Annotated in this window: 20 protein-coding genes and 1 tRNA gene; 6 read left to right on the top strand and 15 right to left on the bottom strand. The window is 54.2% G+C overall.

The window, feature by feature from the left end:
- The first annotated feature begins 35 nt into the window (after window positions 1-35).
- On the top strand, window positions 36-899 hold the full coding sequence (locus GLS_RS12535) for an aldo/keto reductase family oxidoreductase (protein ID WP_041112473.1): 864 nt from the start codon (window positions 36-38) through the stop codon (window positions 897-899).
- On the opposite strand, the gene nhaA is transcribed toward GLS_RS12535, so the two are convergent.
- Window positions 896-2,113 (bottom strand): Na+/H+ antiporter NhaA, encoded by a 1,218-nt coding sequence (nhaA, locus tag GLS_RS12530; protein WP_041112472.1) that lies wholly within the window; start codon window positions 2,111-2,113, stop codon window positions 896-898. The two genes, GLS_RS12535 and nhaA, sit on opposite strands and share 4 nt — an antisense overlap.
- A 239-nt stretch (window positions 2,114-2,352) precedes the next feature.
- Here nhaA and GLS_RS12525 point away from each other — a divergent pair, with 239 nt between their 5' ends.
- Entirely contained in the window at window positions 2,353-3,432 is a 1,080-nt protein-coding gene (locus GLS_RS12525) for an IS5 family transposase (protein ID WP_041111054.1), read from the top strand.
- A 401-nt stretch (window positions 3,433-3,833) separates the two neighbouring features.
- Here the strand turns inward: GLS_RS12525 and GLS_RS13550 are convergent, their stop codons facing one another.
- A complete protein-coding gene (locus tag GLS_RS13550) occupies window positions 3,834-4,166 on the bottom strand; it encodes a hypothetical protein (protein WP_041112471.1) in 333 nt (110 codons plus the stop codon).
- A gap of 442 nt (window positions 4,167-4,608) precedes the next feature.
- Window positions 4,609-5,025 (bottom strand): hypothetical protein, encoded by a 417-nt coding sequence (locus GLS_RS13335; RefSeq protein WP_148295940.1) that lies wholly within the window; start codon window positions 5,023-5,025, stop codon window positions 4,609-4,611.
- Between the two features lie 980 nt (window positions 5,026-6,005).
- Between GLS_RS13335 and GLS_RS13330 the strand changes: the two genes are divergently transcribed.
- The 3 genes from GLS_RS13330 (at window position 6,006) to GLS_RS12510 (ending at window position 8,716) form a co-directional block, all read left to right on the top strand.
- The gene (locus GLS_RS13330; protein ID WP_148295939.1) at window positions 6,006-6,482 is read left to right on the top strand and encodes a GNAT family N-acetyltransferase; all 477 of its coding nucleotides are present in this window, start codon (window positions 6,006-6,008) and stop codon (window positions 6,480-6,482) included.
- Window positions 6,483-6,751: 269 nt separating this feature from the next.
- Window positions 6,752-7,435 carry an AbiU2 domain-containing protein gene (locus GLS_RS13325; protein ID WP_148295938.1) on the top strand — a complete coding sequence of 228 codons (684 nt, stop codon included), beginning with the start codon at window positions 6,752-6,754 and terminating at the stop codon, window positions 7,433-7,435.
- Window positions 7,436-7,720: 285 nt separating this feature from the next.
- Complete coding sequence (locus GLS_RS12510) at window positions 7,721-8,716, top strand: hypothetical protein (RefSeq protein WP_041112469.1); 996 nt, start codon at window positions 7,721-7,723, stop codon at window positions 8,714-8,716.
- Between the two features lie 162 nt (window positions 8,717-8,878).
- On the opposite strand, the gene GLS_RS12505 is transcribed toward GLS_RS12510, so the two are convergent.
- The 10 genes from GLS_RS12505 to GLS_RS12470 all read right to left on the bottom strand — a co-directional run bounded on the left by GLS_RS12505 (window position 8,879) and on the right by GLS_RS12470 (window position 16,720).
- Window positions 8,879-9,325: a hypothetical protein gene (locus GLS_RS12505; RefSeq protein ID WP_041112468.1), complete on the bottom strand. Its 447-nt coding sequence runs from the start codon at window positions 9,323-9,325 to the stop codon at window positions 8,879-8,881.
- Window positions 9,318-9,461, bottom strand: a complete 144-nt coding sequence (locus GLS_RS13380) for a hypothetical protein (protein ID WP_155721034.1) — start codon at window positions 9,459-9,461, stop codon at window positions 9,318-9,320. Before GLS_RS13380 ends, GLS_RS12505 begins: the two co-directional genes overlap by 8 nt.
- A 129-nt stretch (window positions 9,462-9,590) precedes the next feature.
- Window positions 9,591-9,932, bottom strand: a complete 342-nt coding sequence (locus GLS_RS12500; protein WP_041112467.1) for a hypothetical protein — start codon at window positions 9,930-9,932, stop codon at window positions 9,591-9,593.
- A gap of 50 nt (window positions 9,933-9,982) precedes the next feature.
- Window positions 9,983-10,486, bottom strand: a complete 504-nt coding sequence (locus GLS_RS12495) for a lysozyme (RefSeq protein ID WP_052327589.1) — start codon at window positions 10,484-10,486, stop codon at window positions 9,983-9,985.
- A gap of 6 nt (window positions 10,487-10,492) precedes the next feature.
- Window positions 10,493-10,837: a hypothetical protein gene (locus tag GLS_RS12490; RefSeq protein ID WP_041112466.1), complete on the bottom strand. Its 345-nt coding sequence runs from the start codon at window positions 10,835-10,837 to the stop codon at window positions 10,493-10,495.
- Between the two features lie 74 nt (window positions 10,838-10,911).
- On the bottom strand, window positions 10,912-11,397 hold the full coding sequence (locus tag GLS_RS12485; RefSeq protein WP_052327588.1) for a hypothetical protein: 486 nt from the start codon (window positions 11,395-11,397) through the stop codon (window positions 10,912-10,914).
- A 311-nt stretch (window positions 11,398-11,708) separates the two neighbouring features.
- A complete protein-coding gene (locus GLS_RS13190; RefSeq protein ID WP_148295937.1) occupies window positions 11,709-13,406 on the bottom strand; it encodes an ATP-dependent nuclease in 1,698 nt (565 codons plus the stop codon).
- 310 nt (window positions 13,407-13,716) lie between these two features.
- Window positions 13,717-13,791, bottom strand: a tRNA-Val gene (locus tag GLS_RS12480).
- A 97-nt stretch (window positions 13,792-13,888) separates the two neighbouring features.
- A complete protein-coding gene (locus GLS_RS12475) occupies window positions 13,889-15,775 on the bottom strand; it encodes a hypothetical protein (protein ID WP_041112465.1) in 1,887 nt (628 codons plus the stop codon).
- 12 nt (window positions 15,776-15,787) lie between these two features.
- Window positions 15,788-16,720 carry a mitochondrial fission ELM1 family protein gene (locus GLS_RS12470; protein WP_041112464.1) on the bottom strand — a complete coding sequence of 311 codons (933 nt, stop codon included), beginning with the start codon at window positions 16,718-16,720 and terminating at the stop codon, window positions 15,788-15,790.
- A gap of 62 nt (window positions 16,721-16,782) precedes the next feature.
- On the opposite strand from GLS_RS12470, the gene GLS_RS12465 reads away from it, so the two are divergent.
- Complete coding sequence (locus GLS_RS12465; protein ID WP_041112463.1) at window positions 16,783-17,964, top strand: DEAD/DEAH box helicase; 1,182 nt, start codon at window positions 16,783-16,785, stop codon at window positions 17,962-17,964.
- Here the strand turns inward: GLS_RS12465 and GLS_RS12460 are convergent.
- Entirely contained in the window at window positions 17,961-19,037 is a 1,077-nt protein-coding gene (locus GLS_RS12460; protein ID WP_041112462.1) for a glycosyltransferase family 4 protein, read from the bottom strand. The genes GLS_RS12465 and GLS_RS12460 overlap by 4 nt on opposite strands.
- Window positions 19,034-20,086, bottom strand: coding sequence for a glycosyltransferase family 4 protein (locus GLS_RS12455; protein WP_193363869.1), 1,053 nt, complete (start codon window positions 20,084-20,086; stop codon window positions 19,034-19,036). The genes GLS_RS12460 and GLS_RS12455 overlap by 4 nt, the downstream gene beginning before the upstream one ends.
- Window positions 20,087-20,375 lie beyond the last annotated feature (289 nt).

The following is a 20,375-nucleotide window of genomic DNA, read 5'->3' as shown; positions in this document are numbered from 1 at the left end:
ATGTTTGGTGTGCACCCCTTATCAAGGAGATACCAATGAGCAGTCAGGCCAATGCCGGAACCTTTATACTCGGCGACCGCGTCGTGAACCGCATGGGATACGGGGCGATGCAGCTTGCCGGCCCTGGTGTCTTCGGGCCGCCGCGGGACCGTGAAGCCGCTATTGCTGTACTGCGAGCGGCGGTCGAAGCCGGCGTCAATCATATCGATACCAGCGATTTTTACGGCCCGCATGTCACGAACCAGATCATCCGGGAGGCCCTGCACCCTTATGGCGATGACCTCGTGATCATAACCAAGGTCGGCGCGGTGCGTGGTGAGGATGCATCATGGCAGCCCGCCCAGAGCGCGGAAGAGCTGACCAGAGCCGTGCATGACAATCTGCGCAATCTGGGGCTGGACCGGCTTGAGGTGGTCAATCTGCGACTGATGGGGGAAATCTTTGCACCCAAAGAAGGATCGCTGGCCGAGCCATTTTCGGCACTCGCTGCGCTGCGGGAACAGGGGCTCATCCGTCATCTCGGTCTCAGCAATGCAACGGCTGCCCAGGTGGCTGAAGCGCAGACGATCGCACCAGTGGTCTGCGTGCAGAACCATTACAATCTCGTCCACAGAAAGGATGATGCGCTGATCGACGCGCTGGCTTCACAGGGCGTAGCCTATGTGCCGTTCTTTCCCTTGGGTGGGTTCAGCCCCATCCAGTCCGAAGCCCTGTCCCGAGTTGCAGCAGATATCGGAGCTACACCGTTACAGGTCGCTCTGGCATGGCTGTTGGCCAGCTCCCCCAATCTGCTCCTCATTCCGGGAACTTCGAATCTTCGTCACCTGTCGGAAAACCTGGCAGCAGCAGAGCTGGAACTGCCCGACGATGCTCGCGCGCGCCTTGACGCCATCGCTTAACGCGGGAAGCCGCCCTCTTCGGATGCCCGGGTTACGTTCTGCGGCATAAAACGCAACCAGAACCACCCGATCAGAGCCGACAAGGTTGAACCGGCGAAGATACCCATCTTCGCCGGGGTCATAAGATCTGATCCCGAAAATGCCAGATTTGCTACAAACAGGCTGATCGTGAAGCCAATGCCGCACAGCAGCGAAAGACCGAACAGCATTCCGGTTGAGGTGCCGGCTGGAAGCATGGCGACTTTCAGCCGGATCGAGAGCAATGTTGCGCCAAAGACCCCGACAGGTTTGCCAATCATCAGTCCCAGCATGATCCCGAGCGGCACAGCTTCTAGCATCATGTCCGGTTTCATGCCGACCACTGAAATGCCTACATTCATGAAGCCAAAAAGCGGCAGGACGATCCAGGTGACGAAGGGCGTTACCGCAGATGAGACCCGATCGAGAGGGGTAGCCCTCTTCGCGTCCCTTGCCGGCAGGCACAGACCCGTGATGACCCCCGCAAGCGTCGGGTGTAGCCCGGAATCTAGAAGCGCAGTCCAGAGCAGAATGCCCCCCGCGCCATAAACCCAGAGTGTTCTGATCCCTGCCCTATTCGCTCCAATCAATGCGGCCGTGACAAGTACAACCGCGAGCAGCGCGGGCCAGTACAGAACGCTGCCATAAAACAGGGCGATCACCACAATCCCCAGTACGTCATCGAAAATGGCAAGTGCCATCAGCCAGGCTCGTGCTCCGGGCGAGACACGCCGTCCAAGCGCAAGGATGATCGGCAGGGTGAAAGCCGCATCCGTTGCAACAGGAATGGCCCAGCCAGACGTTGCTTCCGGGTGTCCTCCGGTCACCAGCAGATATGTCAGTGCCGGCACCACCATCCCGCCCACGGCTCCAATCAGCGGCAGACCGACACGTCGGAGCGATGAGAGATGTCCGGAGACGATTTCCTTTTTGATTTCGAGAATGACCACCAGAAAGAACAGGGTCATTAGCCCGTCAGAAACCCATGCGGCGACGTTGTCGGGGCCCCGCTTTCCAAGAAAGGAAAATTTCAGCGGGAGTGCCGTCAGAGTTCTATAACCCGCCGCCCATGGCGAATTGGCCAGAACAAACCCTGCAAGAGACGCAAGCAGGAGAAAGGATGCTCCACCGGCGGAAGATTTCAGGAAGCGTCTGACATGGACATGGACAGTGGCCGGAACAAAAGGTGCGGTCATTCGCTGTTGTCGAACGGGATAGGCTTCAACACAAGCTTTCCAAAGAACGAGGTGAAGCAGCTAAGATTGCCGCACATCCTTATCCGCCAGCATCAGCTCGATACGCCTAACCCAACTCAGAAGACGGCATGGCTCTGCCACAGATGGGAACATTACGACTTGGAGGGTTCGAAAAACCCCTTGGCTCTGAATTGTTGGCTGTAATTCCCTATCTTGTGTAATGATTGGAGGGATGGCTCATGAAGCAGCCGGGTTTCTTTGATGTTGACGAGCGGCTTGCCCGGTTAAGCGGGCTTGGCGATCAGCTCGAGGCGTTTTCCCGGACTGTGGATTTTGAGGCGTTCCGCCCTGATCTGGAGAAGGCTCTGGCCTATTCAGACAGGAGCAAAGGCGGCCGCCCCCCGTTCGATCCGGTGATGATGTTCAAGATCCTGGTCATCCAGACGCTGAACAATCTCTCCGACGAGCGAACGGAATATCTGATCAACGACCGCCTGTCCTTCATGCGTTTCCTCGGTCTGGGACTGTCGGACCGGGTACCCGATGCCAAAACGGTCTGGCTGTTTCGCGAACGTCTGACCGAGGCTGGTGCCGTTCAGAAGCTGTTCGAGCGCTTTGACGCCACCCTGCGTAACGCCGGGTATCTGCCGATGTCCGGCCAGATCCTGGATGCAACACTGGTGGCAGCGCCAAAGCAGCGCAATACCAACGGAGAGAAAGCCGATCTTCGGGCAGGACGAATTCCCGAAGGCTGGGAAGACAAGCCGGTAAAGCTGTCCCACAAGGACAGGCACGCCCGCTGGACGCTGAAGTTCACGAAGGCAAAGCGGCAGGAGGACGGGACGCTCCCGGCTACGGACCTCGCCATTCCGTTCTTTGGCTATAAATCGCATGTTTCCATCGACCGGAAGTTCCGACTGATCCGAAAATGGAAGACAACGGATGCCGCTGCCAGTGATGGTGCCAGACTGCGCGAGGGGCTGCTGGACAAAACCAATACGGCCTCAACCGTTTGGGCAGACACCGCGTATCGCTCGAAAGCCAATGAGGACTTCATGGACAAAGAGGGTTTCGTCTCGAAAGTTCACAGGAAAAAGCCGCATCTCAAACCCATGCCCCGCCATATCCAGCGGTGCAATGCAGGGAAGTCGGTGATCCGATCGCGCGTCGAGCATGTCTTTGCCGATCAGAAATCGCAGATGGGGCTGTTCGTCCGAACCGTGGGTATTACCCGGGCCACCATGCGGATCGGCCTGGCCAATATTGTCTACAATATGCGCCGCTTCCTCTTCCTCGAGAGGTTGAACGCGAGCGCGTAGCCATCCCAATGGCGATAGCTCGCGATCCGCTCAAAACGCAGAGCGAAAGTCATCCCGGAAACCGTCAATCAGCACGCCACAACCCTGAAATCAGGAGCCAGCCGCGCCAATCAACAGTTCTTCGATCCCTCCACCTGTGACCCCTGCCGTGTGAAGGTAGATTAAACTTAGAGTTAAATAATTGATAAATAGATATTTTATCGGACACGACCGGATAAGCTTGCCCGTTTTTTGCACAGCGGATGTTCAGCAGGATCTACTACGACAGGACCGCCTTGTCCTTCTTGAGTTTCCTCAACCTCGCCGCGACAAGGCTCTGGACTGGGTCTTTTGTCAACGCGATCTAGTGTCGAACGCCGCATGAAAAACCCTGTTTCTTCGCTTTTGTCCCAGCAATAAAACTACTCTGACGGAGTATTGATTTTCTGCCGTCCCGAGGCTTCACATCGTGAGAGGGCATCACGGATGGCAAGCCCTAACGCTTCGTCTGATACGGACAAGGGAACGGCAATCCGCTTCTCCGCGTATTTCTTCTTTTCCATAGGGCCCCAGGCCCGATGGCTCCCCGGAAGACGGAGTGTCGCCATCAGGGTCACGAAGTCCTCGATCAGATCATGCCAGGACGTGAACACGAGATCACATCTTCGCCCGGCCTGATCAATGTCCTTGTAACCATAGGTCTGTGCAATTTCGCCCCAGAACGCCAGCCTCCGCGTATTGGAAACCTCTTTCATCGCCCTGATTTCGTCACGATCAAGCGAAGGGACGCCAGGCTTGTTAAAATATTCGCTGCTTTCCAGAGCCTTACGAAAATTTTCGCCTATCCACTGAGCGGAGGCGTCGCAGGGCGCGTGCGCACACCAACCCGTCCGCGAAAAGTAGGTCCCGCGCCAGATTTCATCCGACTCAATCGCAATATACTTTGGAGAGAGAATGATTGTCGCGCTTTTCCGGTGCAAGCTGCGGATGCGTTCGGGAGTATAGGGAGATTCAATCATGAAGCGGCATCCGAAATTGCATCGATTTCAAAGTCGAGTGGTTTGTAGCCATTGCGTCCATAGCTGGCCATTAATGACATTCTGCTTTCCCCCCTGTACTGCCTGTCCGCTCAAAGAATATAAAGCAGACGGCGGGGTAAGCCCTCATCAGAGACGTCTAATGATTCGCTGATGCTGCTCAGAAGGCTGGATAGGAAAGATGCGTCTTAACTCCTGCATGGGCCAAAGCGTTATTCAGGTTATCAACAAGACCATTGCCAACCTTTGGGATGACTTGGGACAAGAGTTGATCAGGATGACTGTGGCATTCAAGCTCCATCCTGAGAAAGAAGCTCCACATAATCTGACCCATGACCTTTTGGTCCAGATGAAGCGAGGCAAACTCCGTCGTATACGGTTGCATGATTTTCATTGCCGAGATCACTCTGTTTCGCGCTTCCGGCGCGTTAACAGATGCTTTGTCTCTATTCGCGTAGTCCAGATAAGTCGCACATGACGTCGAGGGTACGAAGGTCGTCGTATCTGAGGCTACAGCTGCTGTGACCCCAAATGCGAGTTGTAATGTCAGCAAAAACAAACCTTTAAAAATACGCATCTGATATAATCATCCCGAAAAATATACGTGCCTAATCGGCCGCGCTGTTCTGCGACGAACATGATCGCTTCCATGTCCCCATGATTTCATTATGCGGTTCCTGAGACAAGCAGCATAGGACTCGATTACGGTTTGCAGTCTCTGGCTGAACTGAAAAAGGCCTGAGCGACCCGCTATAGGCCAGTTTTACCCTCTTCGGTGGGGGTTCGGGCTGCCTGCCGTCGCTCTGACACGTGGTCATGCACTGAATAAATTTACTGCTTCATGAGCAAATGCCAGCTTCCAGAAAAGCTCATGGGTTATTTGAATGACCGGTATATGGTGAAAGCTTTCGTGAGGATCATTCATGTGAAGATCCGGTTTTACCGATAGCCCTACACAAAGCCGACCTTCCGTTTACGCTCTCATGTCGGACCGAGTAGGACAGCCGCGGCGGCCCCTCAAGCGGACGTTCTGTCGCGTCTTTGTTGCAGATCATCGTGCTGACAATCTGCATATCCCTTCATGGTGTTTTTTTCTGGGTGACAATTAGTAGGGTTGTGACCGTTACTAACGGATTTTAAATGACCTTTTTCTAAGTTATATGTCTCGAAGAAACCGTCATGTTTTGGCTATGAGGTCTGATCCCAATCATTTAAACTTGCAATTGTTGTAGGCCTCCTTACAAATAAAAATTCATAGTAAAATTATACTAGAGGTAGAAAATGGTAAACTCAAAGGCTGTGAAAATTATACAAGAGAAAATCGAAGAGCTGGAAAGTATTAGGATCAGCTACTCCCCCTACCTCCTGGCGCAAACATCGATCCAATATTTAAAAAAATAGATGAATATTATAAAAAACTTTTAAAAGAAATAGGGTATGGTGATTCTAATTAAAAATACATTATTTGTAAAAGTAAGCGCTTTAAGAAAAAAAATTGGGTCACTATAAAACCTTACTGATAAATTTCTTATTCTAGCATGAAAAGGAAATGGTATAATGCTTAAAAAATTCTGGCATAAATTTTTTTCAAATTCTAGTAAAAATATAACAGAGCAAGAGTATATTGATAATTTTAAGAAAAGTCCTCAAAATTTCTTTTTTGATTATTCTGGAATAAATTATGATTTTAGAAAATATATATCTAGCTTAGGCAACACTAAATGTTTGGATGATATTTATATAAAATTCGGCCCCAAAGCGGTTGGATGGATAGAAGGTATTGTTGTTTACGATGATCGGGCAACCATTAGGCATATTGGTATAGAAAAAAGTTATTTAAGAAGAGGTTTGGCAACTCATGCAATAAGCACTGCCATCAATAACATATCGAGAGAGTATAATTTGACTACATTTTTCTTTGAAGAAAGCCATAGAGATTTTGATAATTGGCCATATAATAGTTTTTTTCTATCAATGGGTGCAGAGCTGGCTGATGACAGAAATAATAGAATCTGGAAGTTGAAATTAGACTGAGTTTAATTAGTGCAAGTACAATTAATTTCTAAAATGACTATTCATACGGAATGTTCTGTTTTTTATTATTTTTTGCTACACCGGACATTCCGCCTCCCCCCCCAAATCTGCCTGTCGGCTTCAAAAATCAAGCAGACAGGCGGCAATCGCCTACAAAGGGGACGTAGAGCAATTTAGCGATTTAATGGCGTTATTGCAAAAATCGAAAGAGAAGGGCTTTCGGACCAATTCTTAATCATCCATTAATTATGTTAAGAGAGAAAGGTGTCATGAACAAAACAAGCAGCCAAGAATCGAAAAAAAAATCTCTATCCAGCATGATTGAGATATGCCGTAGTGAGTTAATACAGTTCTATGCAATCGAATGTATTTTTAAGAATATTACATCCATTGATAAGAAAATGGAAGGCAGTAGTATTGAAGCAAAATATATTGTTCAAAGCACCGCTTTGGTTTTTCAAAGCAGCTTAATACTATCTGTATGTAAGATTTGGGATACGAACAAATCCACGGCAAGCCTTATAAATTGTGATAAAGTCTTCCGTGAAATCAAATCCTATATAATAGCCTCACGAAAAAAAATAACCGATCATTTCGATATTATCGAAATAGAAGATCTGATGGTAGATTATAGGAATAATAAAAGTAAGAAATATAAATATTTGGAACATTTTTTCTCAATAAGAAATAATTTCATAGCGCATAGAAATAAGTCGAAAAATCTCGGGATTAAGTCGATTGAGGGTCAGTTTATAAGTGAAAATGAGTTAAAAGTAGTTTTCTTATTGGCATCCGACGCAAAAAAGATAATTTCTAAGTATGCTAATATTCTTGAAATAGAAGATAATATTGATGCAATATCAGCCTATAATAGAATCCTAACACAGGATTTTGTTAACAATTTATTGCAAAGCCCAAAAGATATATCTGGAGCTAATTCAGTAAGCTGCTAGCGGACATTCTGCTTCCCCCCAGTAGCGCCTGTCGGCTCAAGTAATATGAAGCAACAGGGGGGATAAGCCTCACAAATCACGCGAAGCGGCGCCTGCCGCTTAGGAGAATGTGAACAGGTACAACCAGAATTGCTTGACCAGACTGTTAGGCAACGGCGCGCAAAGCCATGAAAGATTCTCACATTGCTTTCGAGACTGAAGGCAACCAAGCATTGGATCTTGGCGACAGAATACACTGAGTACGATAGGGTTACTACACTGTAAGTTAGGTTCGGAGAGCGATGTATGATTTGGAAGGACAGGACGATCAAAGCCATAGCCGAGATGATCGCAATTCACCCCAATCACCCCGCTTCACACTTTGTCTATCGCAGCAGCTCACGCCTTACCCGCTTCTTCGAAGAAGCGGGTACCGACCACGTCCATGACGGGACCACCCGTGGCGACTGGACAGCCGACACACTCCGCAAAATCCTTGAGGAGCCTCACACCGATGACCTGACGCCGCCGGATGCATTCTGCCGCGTTATTGCTCGCCTCATGGATCAGGCCGAGGCACAAGACGAGCCAGAGGAGCGACCGGCTGCTCTCAAGGCACTCAACGTGGCGCTTGGGCGGGAGGGTTTCGAAGCGTTCTATGCCGAAGACAAGCAGTGCTACATCCGCCATGTCGGTACCCAGAGGATTGCCGGCATATCCACCAACCCGCATCGCCCGCTCTCAACCCTAGAGGCAGTTAGGCGCTTGCAGCTCGCAGCCTATCTCGACAAGTGCTCGGAGGATGACCTGATAGGCGAGGTGCTGATGCCGCTTTTCAAGCACGCTGGTTTCCACCGCATCACCATTGCCGGTCACAAGGACAAGTCCAATGAGTTCGGTAAGGACATCTGGATGCGGTACCAGCTACCTACTCAGCATTACATCTACTTTGGTATCCAAGCGAAGAAGGGGAAGCTGGATGCTTCGGGTGTTACCAGGGGCAGCAATGCCAATATGGCCGAGATCCACAACCAAGCATTGATGATGTTAGGCCACGAGATTTTCGACCCTGAGACAAACCGGAAAGTGTTAGTAGACCATGCCTTCATCGTAGCCGGTGGGGAGATTACCAAGGCGGCGCAGCAGTGGCTCGCCGGTAAGCTCGATGCGAGCAAAAGGAGCCAAATAATTTTCATGGACCGAGAGGACATCCTCAACCTGTATGTAGTGCGGAATGTACCTCTACCGGCGGAAGCGCTACCGAAGGCAGCTTCTGACCTCGATGACGACCTTCCATTCTGAGGCGGAACCATTCATTATTAGATCGCCAGAAGCGTCCGCTTTTGTGCCTTTCCAATGCAAAGCGGACATGCCGTTTACCCCTCCCTATGAGCCGGATCATGTACGCTTTTTCGATGCATACACCTAAAGACTGACTGCCACTATCCTGCCAACAGCAGCCTATCAGCGTGAAACATGGCTGGGAAAGGTTGCGTATGCATGCACAAGCTGCTCCAGCACGAGGGCACATTGTGCAGAAACCTTCATCCTTGCTCGACCTTCTGAAACATCCGGGTAAATCATGCGCGCGATCGCCGAAAAGGACATTTCGCGCGCCAGCATCATTTCCAGACGGAGATGGGCACAGAGGCCGAGCCGGTCCCTGATCTGCGATATTCTGGCGGAACAACGTCCCCGGCCGAGCATCCAGGTATGGACGTCGCCCTTCTCTCTTTCGCGGCCATCACGGCGGTGCTCGACGACGCCAGTCATGGCGAAAACGTATTCCCGATACCATCGGTTTGCGGCATCGATTTCTTCATCGCCGATATCCTGCGCATCATACAGAGACTGCACCGTATGCAGCCGGACCGCGATCGAGGGATGGCGCACTTTCCCAGCATCAGACATTGGACAGTCCCTCCATGGGATACGGCGGGGCCTCGTCGGACCAGATAGCGCGCCAGCTGATGGGATGCCCGCGACGCAGCGCCTCTTCCCCGGACTCAACACGAACAGCAGAAATTTCGGGAATATCGCGCCGCATGAGAGCAGCCCGCTCTTTTCTCGGCCACCCAGGGCGGCGACCCGGCCGACGGGCTAACGGAGACGCCGCCGCTAACTGCGCTGCCAGATCCAGCGCCGATACTCTTGCCATTGATTCAATCCCTTATCCTTAGTTCAGACCGGCAGCCCGAGGCGGTTCTCCAGCCTTCGGGTGCGAAGATGTCGGATCAAGCCCCAGCATTGCGGCTGCTGCCGCTCGATCGGCCCCGGCCGGGATCATCAGGGCCTTGGCGTCGGGCTGGTAAGCGTTTGTGTTCCAGCCCCTGGACTGTGCTAGGGCGGAGACGGCCTTGTAGAGCAGCGCCAGCCTGCTGCCGGCAGCAGGCGGCTTCCAGAACCGCATGGCCAGAGCGGCCGCCGCGATCAGGAAGGTCAGGATCGAGACGAGGTCTCCCGCATACTGCGCAGGCAGATATGGCAGGATTGTCTGGAACAGGGACGTCCAGTCCATTTCAGTTCTCCAGAGATGAGAAAACCGCCTCACAGGCGGCATTGAGGGGGTCAGGCAGACAGCGGATCGGCCTTGAGCACCGATTGCCTGCCCAGGAACACGTCCCGCTCACAGGCGCGGCGTCTGGCGAGCCCCGCCAGCTCGACCAGATGGCCGTTGACGGTCGCCTTGTCCCAGCGCAGCAGCTCATCGGCCGCGCCGGCATAATCGCCTGCGTTCAGCTTCCGCAGCAGCGTGGAACTTTCCACGGCTGGCGCGCCGACATTGTACTGCCAGGACAGCAGGGCAGCCCGCTGGACGTCCGAGAGCGACACCTTGACCATACGCGACAGGACGCCGTCGCAGACCGTGACAGACTGGAGCAGCAGGCTAGCGGCGTCGGCCTCGCTGATGGCAGTTGTCCAGGCCGTAACAGGCCGGCCATCCTTCAGCCAGCGGCTGCCATATCCAATCGTCCAGCATCCGGCCGGACAGACATAGGGCTTCGATCTGAAGCCCTCGAAGCCAGGACGCTTCAGGAGTGTTACGGCCAGCACGACAGCGGTTTCATGCATGGCGGATCACTTCCCGATCGAGACCGCCAGATGCACAACCCCGGATCCGAGGATCGAGGTCAGCAATGTAATGGCGGCCGTTACCACGGCCCGCGCACCGAACAGGCGATCAAGCTTGCCATTGATCTGGCGGTTGCTGCTTTCCATGGACTTCGCCAGGGCCTCGATCTCACTGCGCAGCGACGCGATTTCCTGGCGCATTTCCGCCTTTAGATCGGACTGACTGTTCCCGACGCTGGAGAGCTGGGTTTCCAGCGTCAGGCATCGGTCTTCGAGGACCCGGATCCGCTCTGCCGGCGTGAGAGCTTCAGGAAGGCTTGCGGCCGGAGCGGCCGTCTGTGTGTCAGGCATTGGTTTTCCATAAAAAAAGCCGCCCGGAGGCGGCTGTCAGAGAAAGCGTCGAGAAGCAAAAGCGGCGGCCTGGCTCAGGCCATGATATCGGCCGGCCGCGTCGGCAGCGCCGCCGTCGTGGTGTCAGAGCCCGCAGCGATTGCAGACACGGCCGTCACATAGTCACGCATGGCCTGCGTGAAGCTCTGGCCCATGGCCGCCGCGAGGCTGGCCTGCTGGTGGATCCAGCCCATTTCGGTTTCGGCCTGTACCTGGACAGACAATGGAGCAGAGGGCGGCACATAGGCTACGACCTGCCCGTCCTGCACACCAGCACCAAACGGCTGACGGGCCGACCATTGCGCGCCCGTCAGCGCCACCGTATCGGCCGCAGGCGGCACGTTGCTGACATCGGACATGTCCCAGACATCCCACCATCCCGTGACAGACGTGGGTTGCGGAGCTGTCCGGTCATAGGACGTATAATACCGCGCCGGCCAAGCCGCACGGGTGGCCTCCGTCGCCAGCAGGGCCTCGGTCGGCACACCGCTGGGGAAAGGATCACAGGCGACCGCTACCACAACAACGGCCGCACCAGCGGCGGTCAGATCAAATCAGGATGGGCTGCCGCATTTCACAAAGCCAAACTGCCAGGCAAATTCCGTGTCTGGATCCCCGGAGACGAAACCACAGAGCGCCGCATCTTCGTCCCAGACATCACGCCTCATGATCTCCGCCATACCTGGGCAACCTGGCACTACTGCCTACACAAAGACCTCCTTCGCCTGAAAGACGAAGGAGGTTGGAGTACGATCAATATGGTGACGCGATATGCAAAGCAGATGTCGGATAGTTACATCAATGAGATATCTGAATTTCTATAGGAAATAGTTTATTTCTTCATATTCTTATTAATTAATGTAAATATCTTTTTGAAAGCAGATAATTCTCTGTCTTCAAAGTTGGATTTTTTGAATTCGTCTAGCATTTTTCGTTTCAGAGATGATTTTGCTGAGTTCCTTGATTTAGTGTCGCCGGTTAGTTGGGTAACTAACTCTATTTCTTCTGAATAAACTTTTCTCTTTATTGTGGGCGGTAGTAGGCCTTCTATGCATCCATTTCCGGGAGTATCTAACCCAATGCTTATGAAATTTTCATTTTCTACTAATCCAATTCTTTCAAGAGATGGCTTTACCTCGTTTTGCGCGTCTTGATCATATGTTATAAATACACTTCCAAATTTATTAATCATAAATTGAAGTATTGGTGTATTTTTTAAAGCATCCTTCCCGCCGTAAGGTATTATTTCTACGTCTCCATCCATTTGGTAAATGTTTGGATATTTTTCTTTTATAGTTAGAAAATATTCTTTATCAATCTCACCCTCTACTAAAATGACCCTATTATTTACCGAAGAAAAAATATTTTCCCAACTTGAAAATTCTTTTGGAACAATTCCCAGTATTTCAGAAAATGGCATCATCCAATCATCGCCGCTGGTATCTTGAATATATGTTTCTTTCAAGAGATTTCTATGAATTTTTCTTTCTAAAAGAATGTTGGATGATGGTGATGTTTGATTTAACATATAAGGACTATGTGTTGTTGCTATTATCTGTATGTTTAATTCTTTTGAGAGGCTATTTAGTACTTGCCCAAATTCTGCCTGAGCTGAGGGGTGCAGAAAACTTTCTGGTTCTTCTACAAGGAAAACAGGCGTAGACCGATCTTCCGGGGTCGACGAGGACCTTATCCGCGCTGCTTCCAAAACGGACATCATTACACGTGTCCTATTTTGTGTCCCTGCTCCCCAATCATTTAATGGAACCTCAACGCTTTTGTCTGTAAGCTTAACTTCTAGTGGAAATCTCGAGTTTCTTTGTCTATCAATAGTGCTTAATTCAACTTGAAACTTATCTTTTAGTTTACCTAAGAGGCCTTCGAGGTCTTCTTTATGTTGCTTCGCGGCTTTTTTAACTCTGGTTTGTAATCCCTTCTGGGCCTCTGATATTTTTTTCTGATCTTCTGGAGAGAAGTGAGCTTCTATAATTTCAGTAAACGATCCTCCTCCAGCATAAAAAATATTTCTTTCCGGATTTGTTGAGTTGTGTACAACTATATTAGAGGCAGACCTTAACTTTTTTAGAATTTCGCTTGCTTTATGTCCTTCCAGGTCAATATCTTCTACCATACATTTCAATATATTGGTGCCGTCGCTCTTATATGTTTGGGATAATGTAATTTCAATATTGTCTGCAGAGTCATCAATGGAAGAAAAAGTTTTCACAACGAAGAAAACTTCTGAGTCATATTCGGAATTTATTCTTATTTTTATTGATATTTCCATATCCTCTGATGATTTCCATTGAGTAAAGTCTTTTGTGTATGATATATCTGATCCATAAGAATTAAAAAAACTATCGCTTTCTTTATCAAGAAGAAAGTGTTGTATTATTCTTAATATTGCAGATTTTCCTGCATTATTTTTTCCAGATATAGCGCAATAGTCGCTTGGAACTTGTAGCTCAAAATCAACTAAGGTTCTAAAGTTCTTTGATCCAATCGAACAAATAATCATAAAATCTTCCACCTCTTGCGATTGCAAGAAGGTGGATTTTGTAACTGCTCATGTCAATTGTGTAATTTATGAAAATTCTAGTTAGCCTTTAAGCTGAAGCCTAAAGTGAGAGAAAAAGCTAACAGAATTTTATCCTGTTGAGGCAGCCTCCCCATCCCCGTTTCTTTGAGTGAGAATCGATAGATATGCTATTAGTGCTGTCCAGAATTTGTACGGATCAGCTAGCTTTGCACTGGACGAAAATAATCCAAATCACTTCGAGTTGTGGAACTTTTTTGCTCCAAAATCACAAAAAAATATAAATATTTCAGGGGGGTTAGGATGGTGGGCGCGACAGGGATTGAACCTGTGACCCCTGCCGTGTGAAGGCAGTGCTCTACCGCTGAGCTACGCGCCCATCCGTGGGACGGGCTTCTAGCAAGGTGTTGTTTTCCTGACAAGATCTTTTTCGGGAGGAACCGCATTATCCGCTGCGGTCCCTGCGTTTCAGTGGTTCAGAAGCCGAACATGTGGTCCAGCGAGAATGCCCCTTTTCCGTTTTCCAAGCCATGATAGCCGAAGAGGCGGCAGGTCAGGTCCCGGATCAGGACGTACCCCCCTTCCCCGGCACGATCGAGGTGCGAGCCTTCAAACAGCTCGTGCGGGCGGACCATGAATGATCCGTTGGGCGCGATCGTGATGGTCGTCTGGGCAATCAGGGCCCCATTTGCGCCATGGAGTAGAAGAACGGTTTCCGAGCTATCGGTCCCCTCGACGGAAGCGGGATGGATCAGGCAGCAGAAGCTTCGCAGCGTCTCCTGCCCTGCCTTCTGTCCCAGCTTCAGAAAAAGCCGCGTTGTCAGGCCCGGCGGTGGGCCTGAGTACGATTGCGGCTCCGAGCGCCAGGTCATGAGCGTATTGAAGATATGGGCGCCAAAGCTGGTTTCAGCGGCGTGATCGCTCTCGCGGTTCCGATAGCGCATCAGGGCGTGCAGCCAGCCATCGGCTTCTCCGCCATCGCGGAAATCATAGACCAGATCGGCATGACCTGGGCGATCCATCAGGGTATGCAGTGCAACGGCCGTGTCATGGTTCCGGGGCAGATTGCCCAGGAAATGCGATCCGACTTTCCCGCCTGCTTCATCAAACAGATCGAGCCTTACGGGAAGCGACTGGAGCGCTTCGGACATGGGGTTGGGCTGCAGGAACGTCTCGAACTGCTTCGGATCCAGGATCGGAAACGGCAGCAGGAACCCACGGCCCAGCGATGGCGCAAACTGACGGATGGCAGGCTCGGAGCGCAGATCGTCCCGCTCCACGTTCAGATGGGCGATGCGGGTGCGGCCGCGCTGCGTGATTTCATAGCGTGGGCGCACGAGATGCCGGCCCGAACGCAGTTCAAGCTGTGCGGGCCAGTGTAATCCGGGAAAAAGCGCGCCAACATCAACCGCCACCGTCTCGAACGGCCCGACAGCACGGTCGAGCGCATGCGATGTGTCTTCTCCCATCCGGTTGAAGGTAATGCCTCCTGCCGGAATGGTGGTCGCGTGGCTGTTCTGTACCCAGACGATCAGCGCTTCGTCGGGCTCAGGGGCCGGAAGCGTTGCGTAACGCACGGAAGGCCAGGCATTGGCATCATGCGTGACGGAGAGGCTCGGGTCGCCGTTTTTACCCCAGCTGTCGAGAGCATATTTGACGACGTCATGTCCGCGCGCGCCCAGAACATGGATGAAAAGCTGTCCCGTAAATTCCGGCAGATCAAAGCGGCGGCGGATATCGGCGCTGTCGATCGTGATCCCTGCCCCGGCTTCAGTCACCGGCTGTTCCCACTGGGCCAGTACCTTGCCTGCTCCGTCATAGAGCCGCATCCAGTAACGCAGGTTCTCCGCCGCATAGCTGGACCAGTAATTGGCCGTCACGATCCGGCAGGAAAACTGCTCTGTCTCGCGGAAGAAGGCGAAGTTGGTCGCGAAGTTCAGCTTGTCCAGATAGGGGCGGCCTGCAACCAGCATCTCGTCCGGCAGACGCGCCGGGGCGAGCGTGTAAAGATCCCGGCCGTTCTGAAGCCCCTTCAGCCGGGTCCGCATCTTGGCGTCTTCAAAAGACAGGGCAAGGATGGCATCCGCTTCGGTCGCGGGAAGATCCACGAGCGCATGAAGCGTTCCGCCAAAACCGTCCGGCTGTCCCACCCGCTCCGTATCATGAACATAGACGCAGGCCGGTTTCAGCCCCGGATAGAGCGCGGCCAGCGTGCGGGCAGCGTCATCCGGATCGTAGACAGCCAGCGTCCGCCCTGCGAATTCGGCTTCCATCCGGACGAGCGCTTCCGCGGCCAGCGGATGCGCCAGCGCCTTGTACAGAACATTGCCACCCTGCGGACCAAAGGTGCGGATATCGAGCATACAGGGGCCCTTTCAGAGCTTCAGACGTCGGCGCATTTCTCTCGCCACGAGGGGGGTATCGTCAAGCGGCATGACATCCCACGGAACCTGTGCCGGATCGAACCACTTAACCCGCCCGGCGTCTTCAAGCGTTTTTACAAAGCGTGAAATCCGGCTGGAACGGCCTGGAAGCGGGAAAACCAGGACCGGGGCAGAGGTCGCCACGGCTTCGGAAATCATTGAGACACTGTCCGTTGTGACGGCAATCATGTCCGCGCAGGCCAGCATGCCCATGTAAGGGTTGTCGTCCCCGCTGCCTGTCAGGACGGCAATGCCATAAGGCTCCAGCCGTTCGCGAAAAACGGCCACGGCAGCGGGATCGGTCCGGCGGGAGGGGGTAAGGACGGCCTGCATGGCGTTGCGCTTCGTGAAAGTGATGATCCCGTCCGCCATCCGCTCCGCTTCACCCGGCTCCAGCGAGAAACGACCATTGGCGCCGCCAACCAGAATGGACAGCAGCGGCCGTGCGTCCTGTTTCAGGCGCTCTTCCCATTCGGCCCGTGCCGCAGCGAGCTTCTGTGGTGTGACGGGATGCAGTGCATTGCGCGAAATCAGGACATTCGGTCCGCTGATGCCATCATGCGTGTTGGCAATCACGAGGTCGAACTTGCTGACCGGCATGCGCGGGTTCTGGATCTGCACGACCGGCAGTCCCTCGCGCCGGGCCACAGCCCTGCCGATGACGCCCCCTGTCCCGCCGATACAGATAATGAGGCCTATGTCTTCGGGAATCCTGATGGGATCGACCCGGCGCAGTGGAGAGGGCCAGTAACGCGCCGGAAAACGCGACCAAAAAGGATGGATGCGCACAGGCCGGAAATCCCACTCCAGACCGGCCTTTTCAGCCAGTCCCGCCCCCTGCGCCCGCATGCCGGCGAAGTCCTCTGCGATGATGATGGCCTTCATGAGGGAACTCCGCAAAAAAGAAGGTATTTCCCGAACTGCGAGAAATTTGGCAAGAAGCGCACATGACAACGTCCCAGCCGCGCCCTGCCTCGCCGACCGCAACGTCCGCCACTCCTGCTCCCGGGTTTGAGGAGCTTGGGCTGATTGCGCCCCTGCTGGCAACTCTTGCCCAGGCCGGACACAAACGTCCAAGCCTGATCCAGGCACAGGCTATCCCCCCTCTGCTGGAGGGCAAGGACGTTCTGGTCGGCTCCCAGACAGGCAGCGGCAAGACCGCCGCTTTCGTGCTACCCATGCTCCAGAAGCTTACGGAAGCCGGTCCCGCTCCCGGCCCCCGTGCGCTTATTCTGGAACCTACGCGCGAGCTTGCTGCCCAGACCGCGGCCGTCTGTCGCCAGCTCGGGCGTCGGCTCTCCCTGAAAACGCGCGTTATCTGTGGTGGGACGTCCCGCGAGCAGCAGGTCCAGTCCGTCAGCGATGGCGTGGATATCATCGTTGCGACCCATGGCCGTCTTCTGGATCTGGTCATGCAGGCCGATCTTGTTCTGGAGCATCTGACCTATCTGGTTCTGGATGAGGCAGATCGTCTGCTGGATGAGGATTTCTCCGCCAGCATGACGGCGCTGACACCCTATTTCCCGGACCAGCCGCCCCAGACTGTTTTCTGCTCGGCTACACTGCCCGAACCAGTCATGGATCTGGCCAAGCGTGTGACGCGCAATCCCGTCCGCGTGGAAATCGCGGCGGAATCCTTCACGCCCAAGAATATCCGTCAGCGGGCGATTTTCGTGGAGAAGGACGACAAGCCCGAGACCGTTGCCCGTCTCCTGAAGCATTTCGAAGGCCGTAGCATCGTTTTTGCCCGGACGAAAAACACGGTGGACGCGCTCGCCAAAACCCTGCGCCGACATGACCTTCGGGTTGAAACCCTGCATGGCGACCGGACGCAGGGTGCCCGCAACAAGGCACTGGATCTGTTCCGTCAGGGGCGTGTTCCCGTACTGGTCACGACCGATATCGCCTCGCGTGGTCTCGACATTCCGGATGTGGATCTCGTCATCAACATGGACATGCCCGAAACGCCGGAAGCCTATGTCCATCGTATCGGCCGGACCGCCCGTGCCGGACGCAAGGGCGTGGCGTTCTCGCTGATCAATATCGACGAGCGCACGTTCCTGCGCGATGTCGAAAAACATATCGGCTATCGCGTCCGGATCGCGACGGAAGACTCGCTGGACCGCTAGGACATCTCACGGCTGGCGAGAATATCCCTCGCCAGATTTTCCCATTCCTGCCCGCTATCAACCTGCGGGCGAACGGGTGGAGGCGCCTCAAGGATATTCTCCAGCGCTGTCGCAATCGCCACCGGTTCCGGCTCGCATAGAATGGCCTGTGTATCGCCCGAAAACTGCTCTACCAGCCCCCCGACCCTGGTCGCCACGACATAGCGCCCGCTGGCAATCGCCATGGCCCCGACGCCGCTCTGGGAAGCTTCACGATAAGGCAGCACCACAATGTCGGCCCATGCGATGAGGCGGGGAAGTTCGTCTTCCGCGACCCAGCGGTTCTCGACCCTGACCTGCGCCAGTGCCGCCAGTCGCCCCAGTTCCGGGCTTTCAGGTCCCTGTCCCACAACCCGACATTCGAAATCACGCCTGACATACGGCAAAGCCTCTGCCAGCAGGTCCAGCCCTTTGTAGGGCAGCAGACGGCCAAACATCAGGATGCGCGGGGCTCCTTCATGGGCGAATGGTGGCGCGGCTGCCCCCCCAATGAACGGTGGGTGAGCCAAGGCGACGACGGGACAGCCTACGGCCTCCGGCCCGGTGGTCAGTCCATCGGCGACATGACGGCTGAACGTGACGATCTGGTCAGCCTGACGGATCAGCCGGCGTTGCAGGATTGCCTGCAAAGGATAGCCATCGCCCGGATGAGGCTGTGCGTCGTGGACAATGACTACGATCCGCACGCCAGCCCGGCGCAGCACATGCGTCATCAGCAGATCCAGAGGTCCCGGCATCGCACAGATCGCTACGTCCGGACAGAAGTCCCTCACAATCCGTCCCAACAGGTGCATGAATCCCGGCGCCGTCAGCAGGCGCCCCACCAGCCCCTGGATGGAACTGTAGGTCGCAACTTTCACGACCGCGTCCGGAGCATTCCGGCTCTGAAGGATTTCCGCCCGGTCTGACAGGCAGAGCAGAACATCCGTACCGGGGAGTCGTCTCAGCCCACCCGCCAGATCCACGGCAATCCGCGGCCCGGCTCCTCGCCGTCCCCATTGCCACACAAGAATGCGTTCGGCAGATTTCGTCACGGCCGGCCCCCAACCGTCAGAGCCGCTTCCCGTAGTGTCGCGCCATTCAGACGCGTGGCGATCCTCTGTCTGGCATTCGTACCAAGGCGGGACCGCAAGTCCGGCTCTGCGGCTGCAGCCCGCAGGGCCGCCACGGCAGCATCCCTGTCGGGAAGCGCCCATTTCGTGTCCGGCATGTCCCAGATCCCGCGTGGATCCCGTGCCGGAACCAGCGTGTACGGGACCGGCAGGCCGCACGTCGCGTCCAGAAACTCTGTCGTCGCCGACCAGTCCGTTGCAATCACGCACCGCCCCAGCGCCATGGCCTCCGCCACGACCAGTCCGAACCCTTCACTACGGTGCAGGGACAGCACGATATCTGCACAGACTGTCAGGCCAAGCCGGTCGCCGCCGCTGAGCTGCCCGGTCTCGATCCGGATATTGGGCGCTCCACCGGTGGCTGCCCGGATCTGCGCCAGGTCGTCAGGATAATGTTCGGTATGGCCGATCTTCATGAGCAGGAGCCGGTCTGAACGATCCCCGAAGGCAGCGCGAAACGCCTCGATCGTCTCAATCGGGCTTTTGCGCACCATGCTGGAAGACAGACTGAACGAAACCAGAATAATTACGCAGTCTTCCGGTAACCCGAAAGATGCCCGGTCACGGTCTGAGGGTTTCTGTTCCGCAAGGCCCACCGGATGCTCGACGACCCGCACAGGGCGCCCCAGCGTACGAAAAGCCTGAGCGGTAAAATGCGACGGAGCCCAGATTTCATGGACATGACGGCGGGCATGACGCCATGTCTGCGGCACGACCGGCAGTTCCCAGGCCCAGTATCCGATGACCCGCCGTCCGGTTCTCAGCCAGCGAGGCATGAAAAGCTGCACATAAGGCAGCATCGGCGCATTGACGTGAATTACCAGTGGTGCTCCCGGTCCCGTCGCGTCACCTTCAAGAACGCGCCTGTCGATGTCCCATGTTGCGCAGGGAATGTTCATCTCCCGCAGTGCCCGGACCATCAGGCGCGCTCCCTCGCCCAGTCCCGAACTGCGGCTGAACTCTCCCGCCACGATCATCCCGTGTGCCGGCACAATTCTGTGCGGCCTGAGCGCAGGGGCGGCGAGCGCCGTGACCCACGCGAAAAACCGCCTTCGGGATCCGGCAGGAAGCCGCTGCCACAATTTGTGAAAAAGGGAGAGAGACTGTTTCATCGTCCGTTCATGTGTCGTCTGTACCTGGGTCGTGACCATGGACACGGGCCGTAATCCGCTAAAAACCGGGCGAAGTACGGAAAAGGGACGCGCCAGATCAACCTCGGCGAAATGTGACTCTCCTCAGGCCCGGCCGAGGAAAAAGGCA

Source organism: Gluconobacter oxydans DSM 3504, from assembly GCF_000583855.1.
Lineage (GTDB): Bacteria > Pseudomonadota > Alphaproteobacteria > Acetobacterales > Acetobacteraceae > Gluconobacter > Gluconobacter oxydans.
This window is presented reverse-complemented; position numbering and strand designations above follow the sequence as displayed.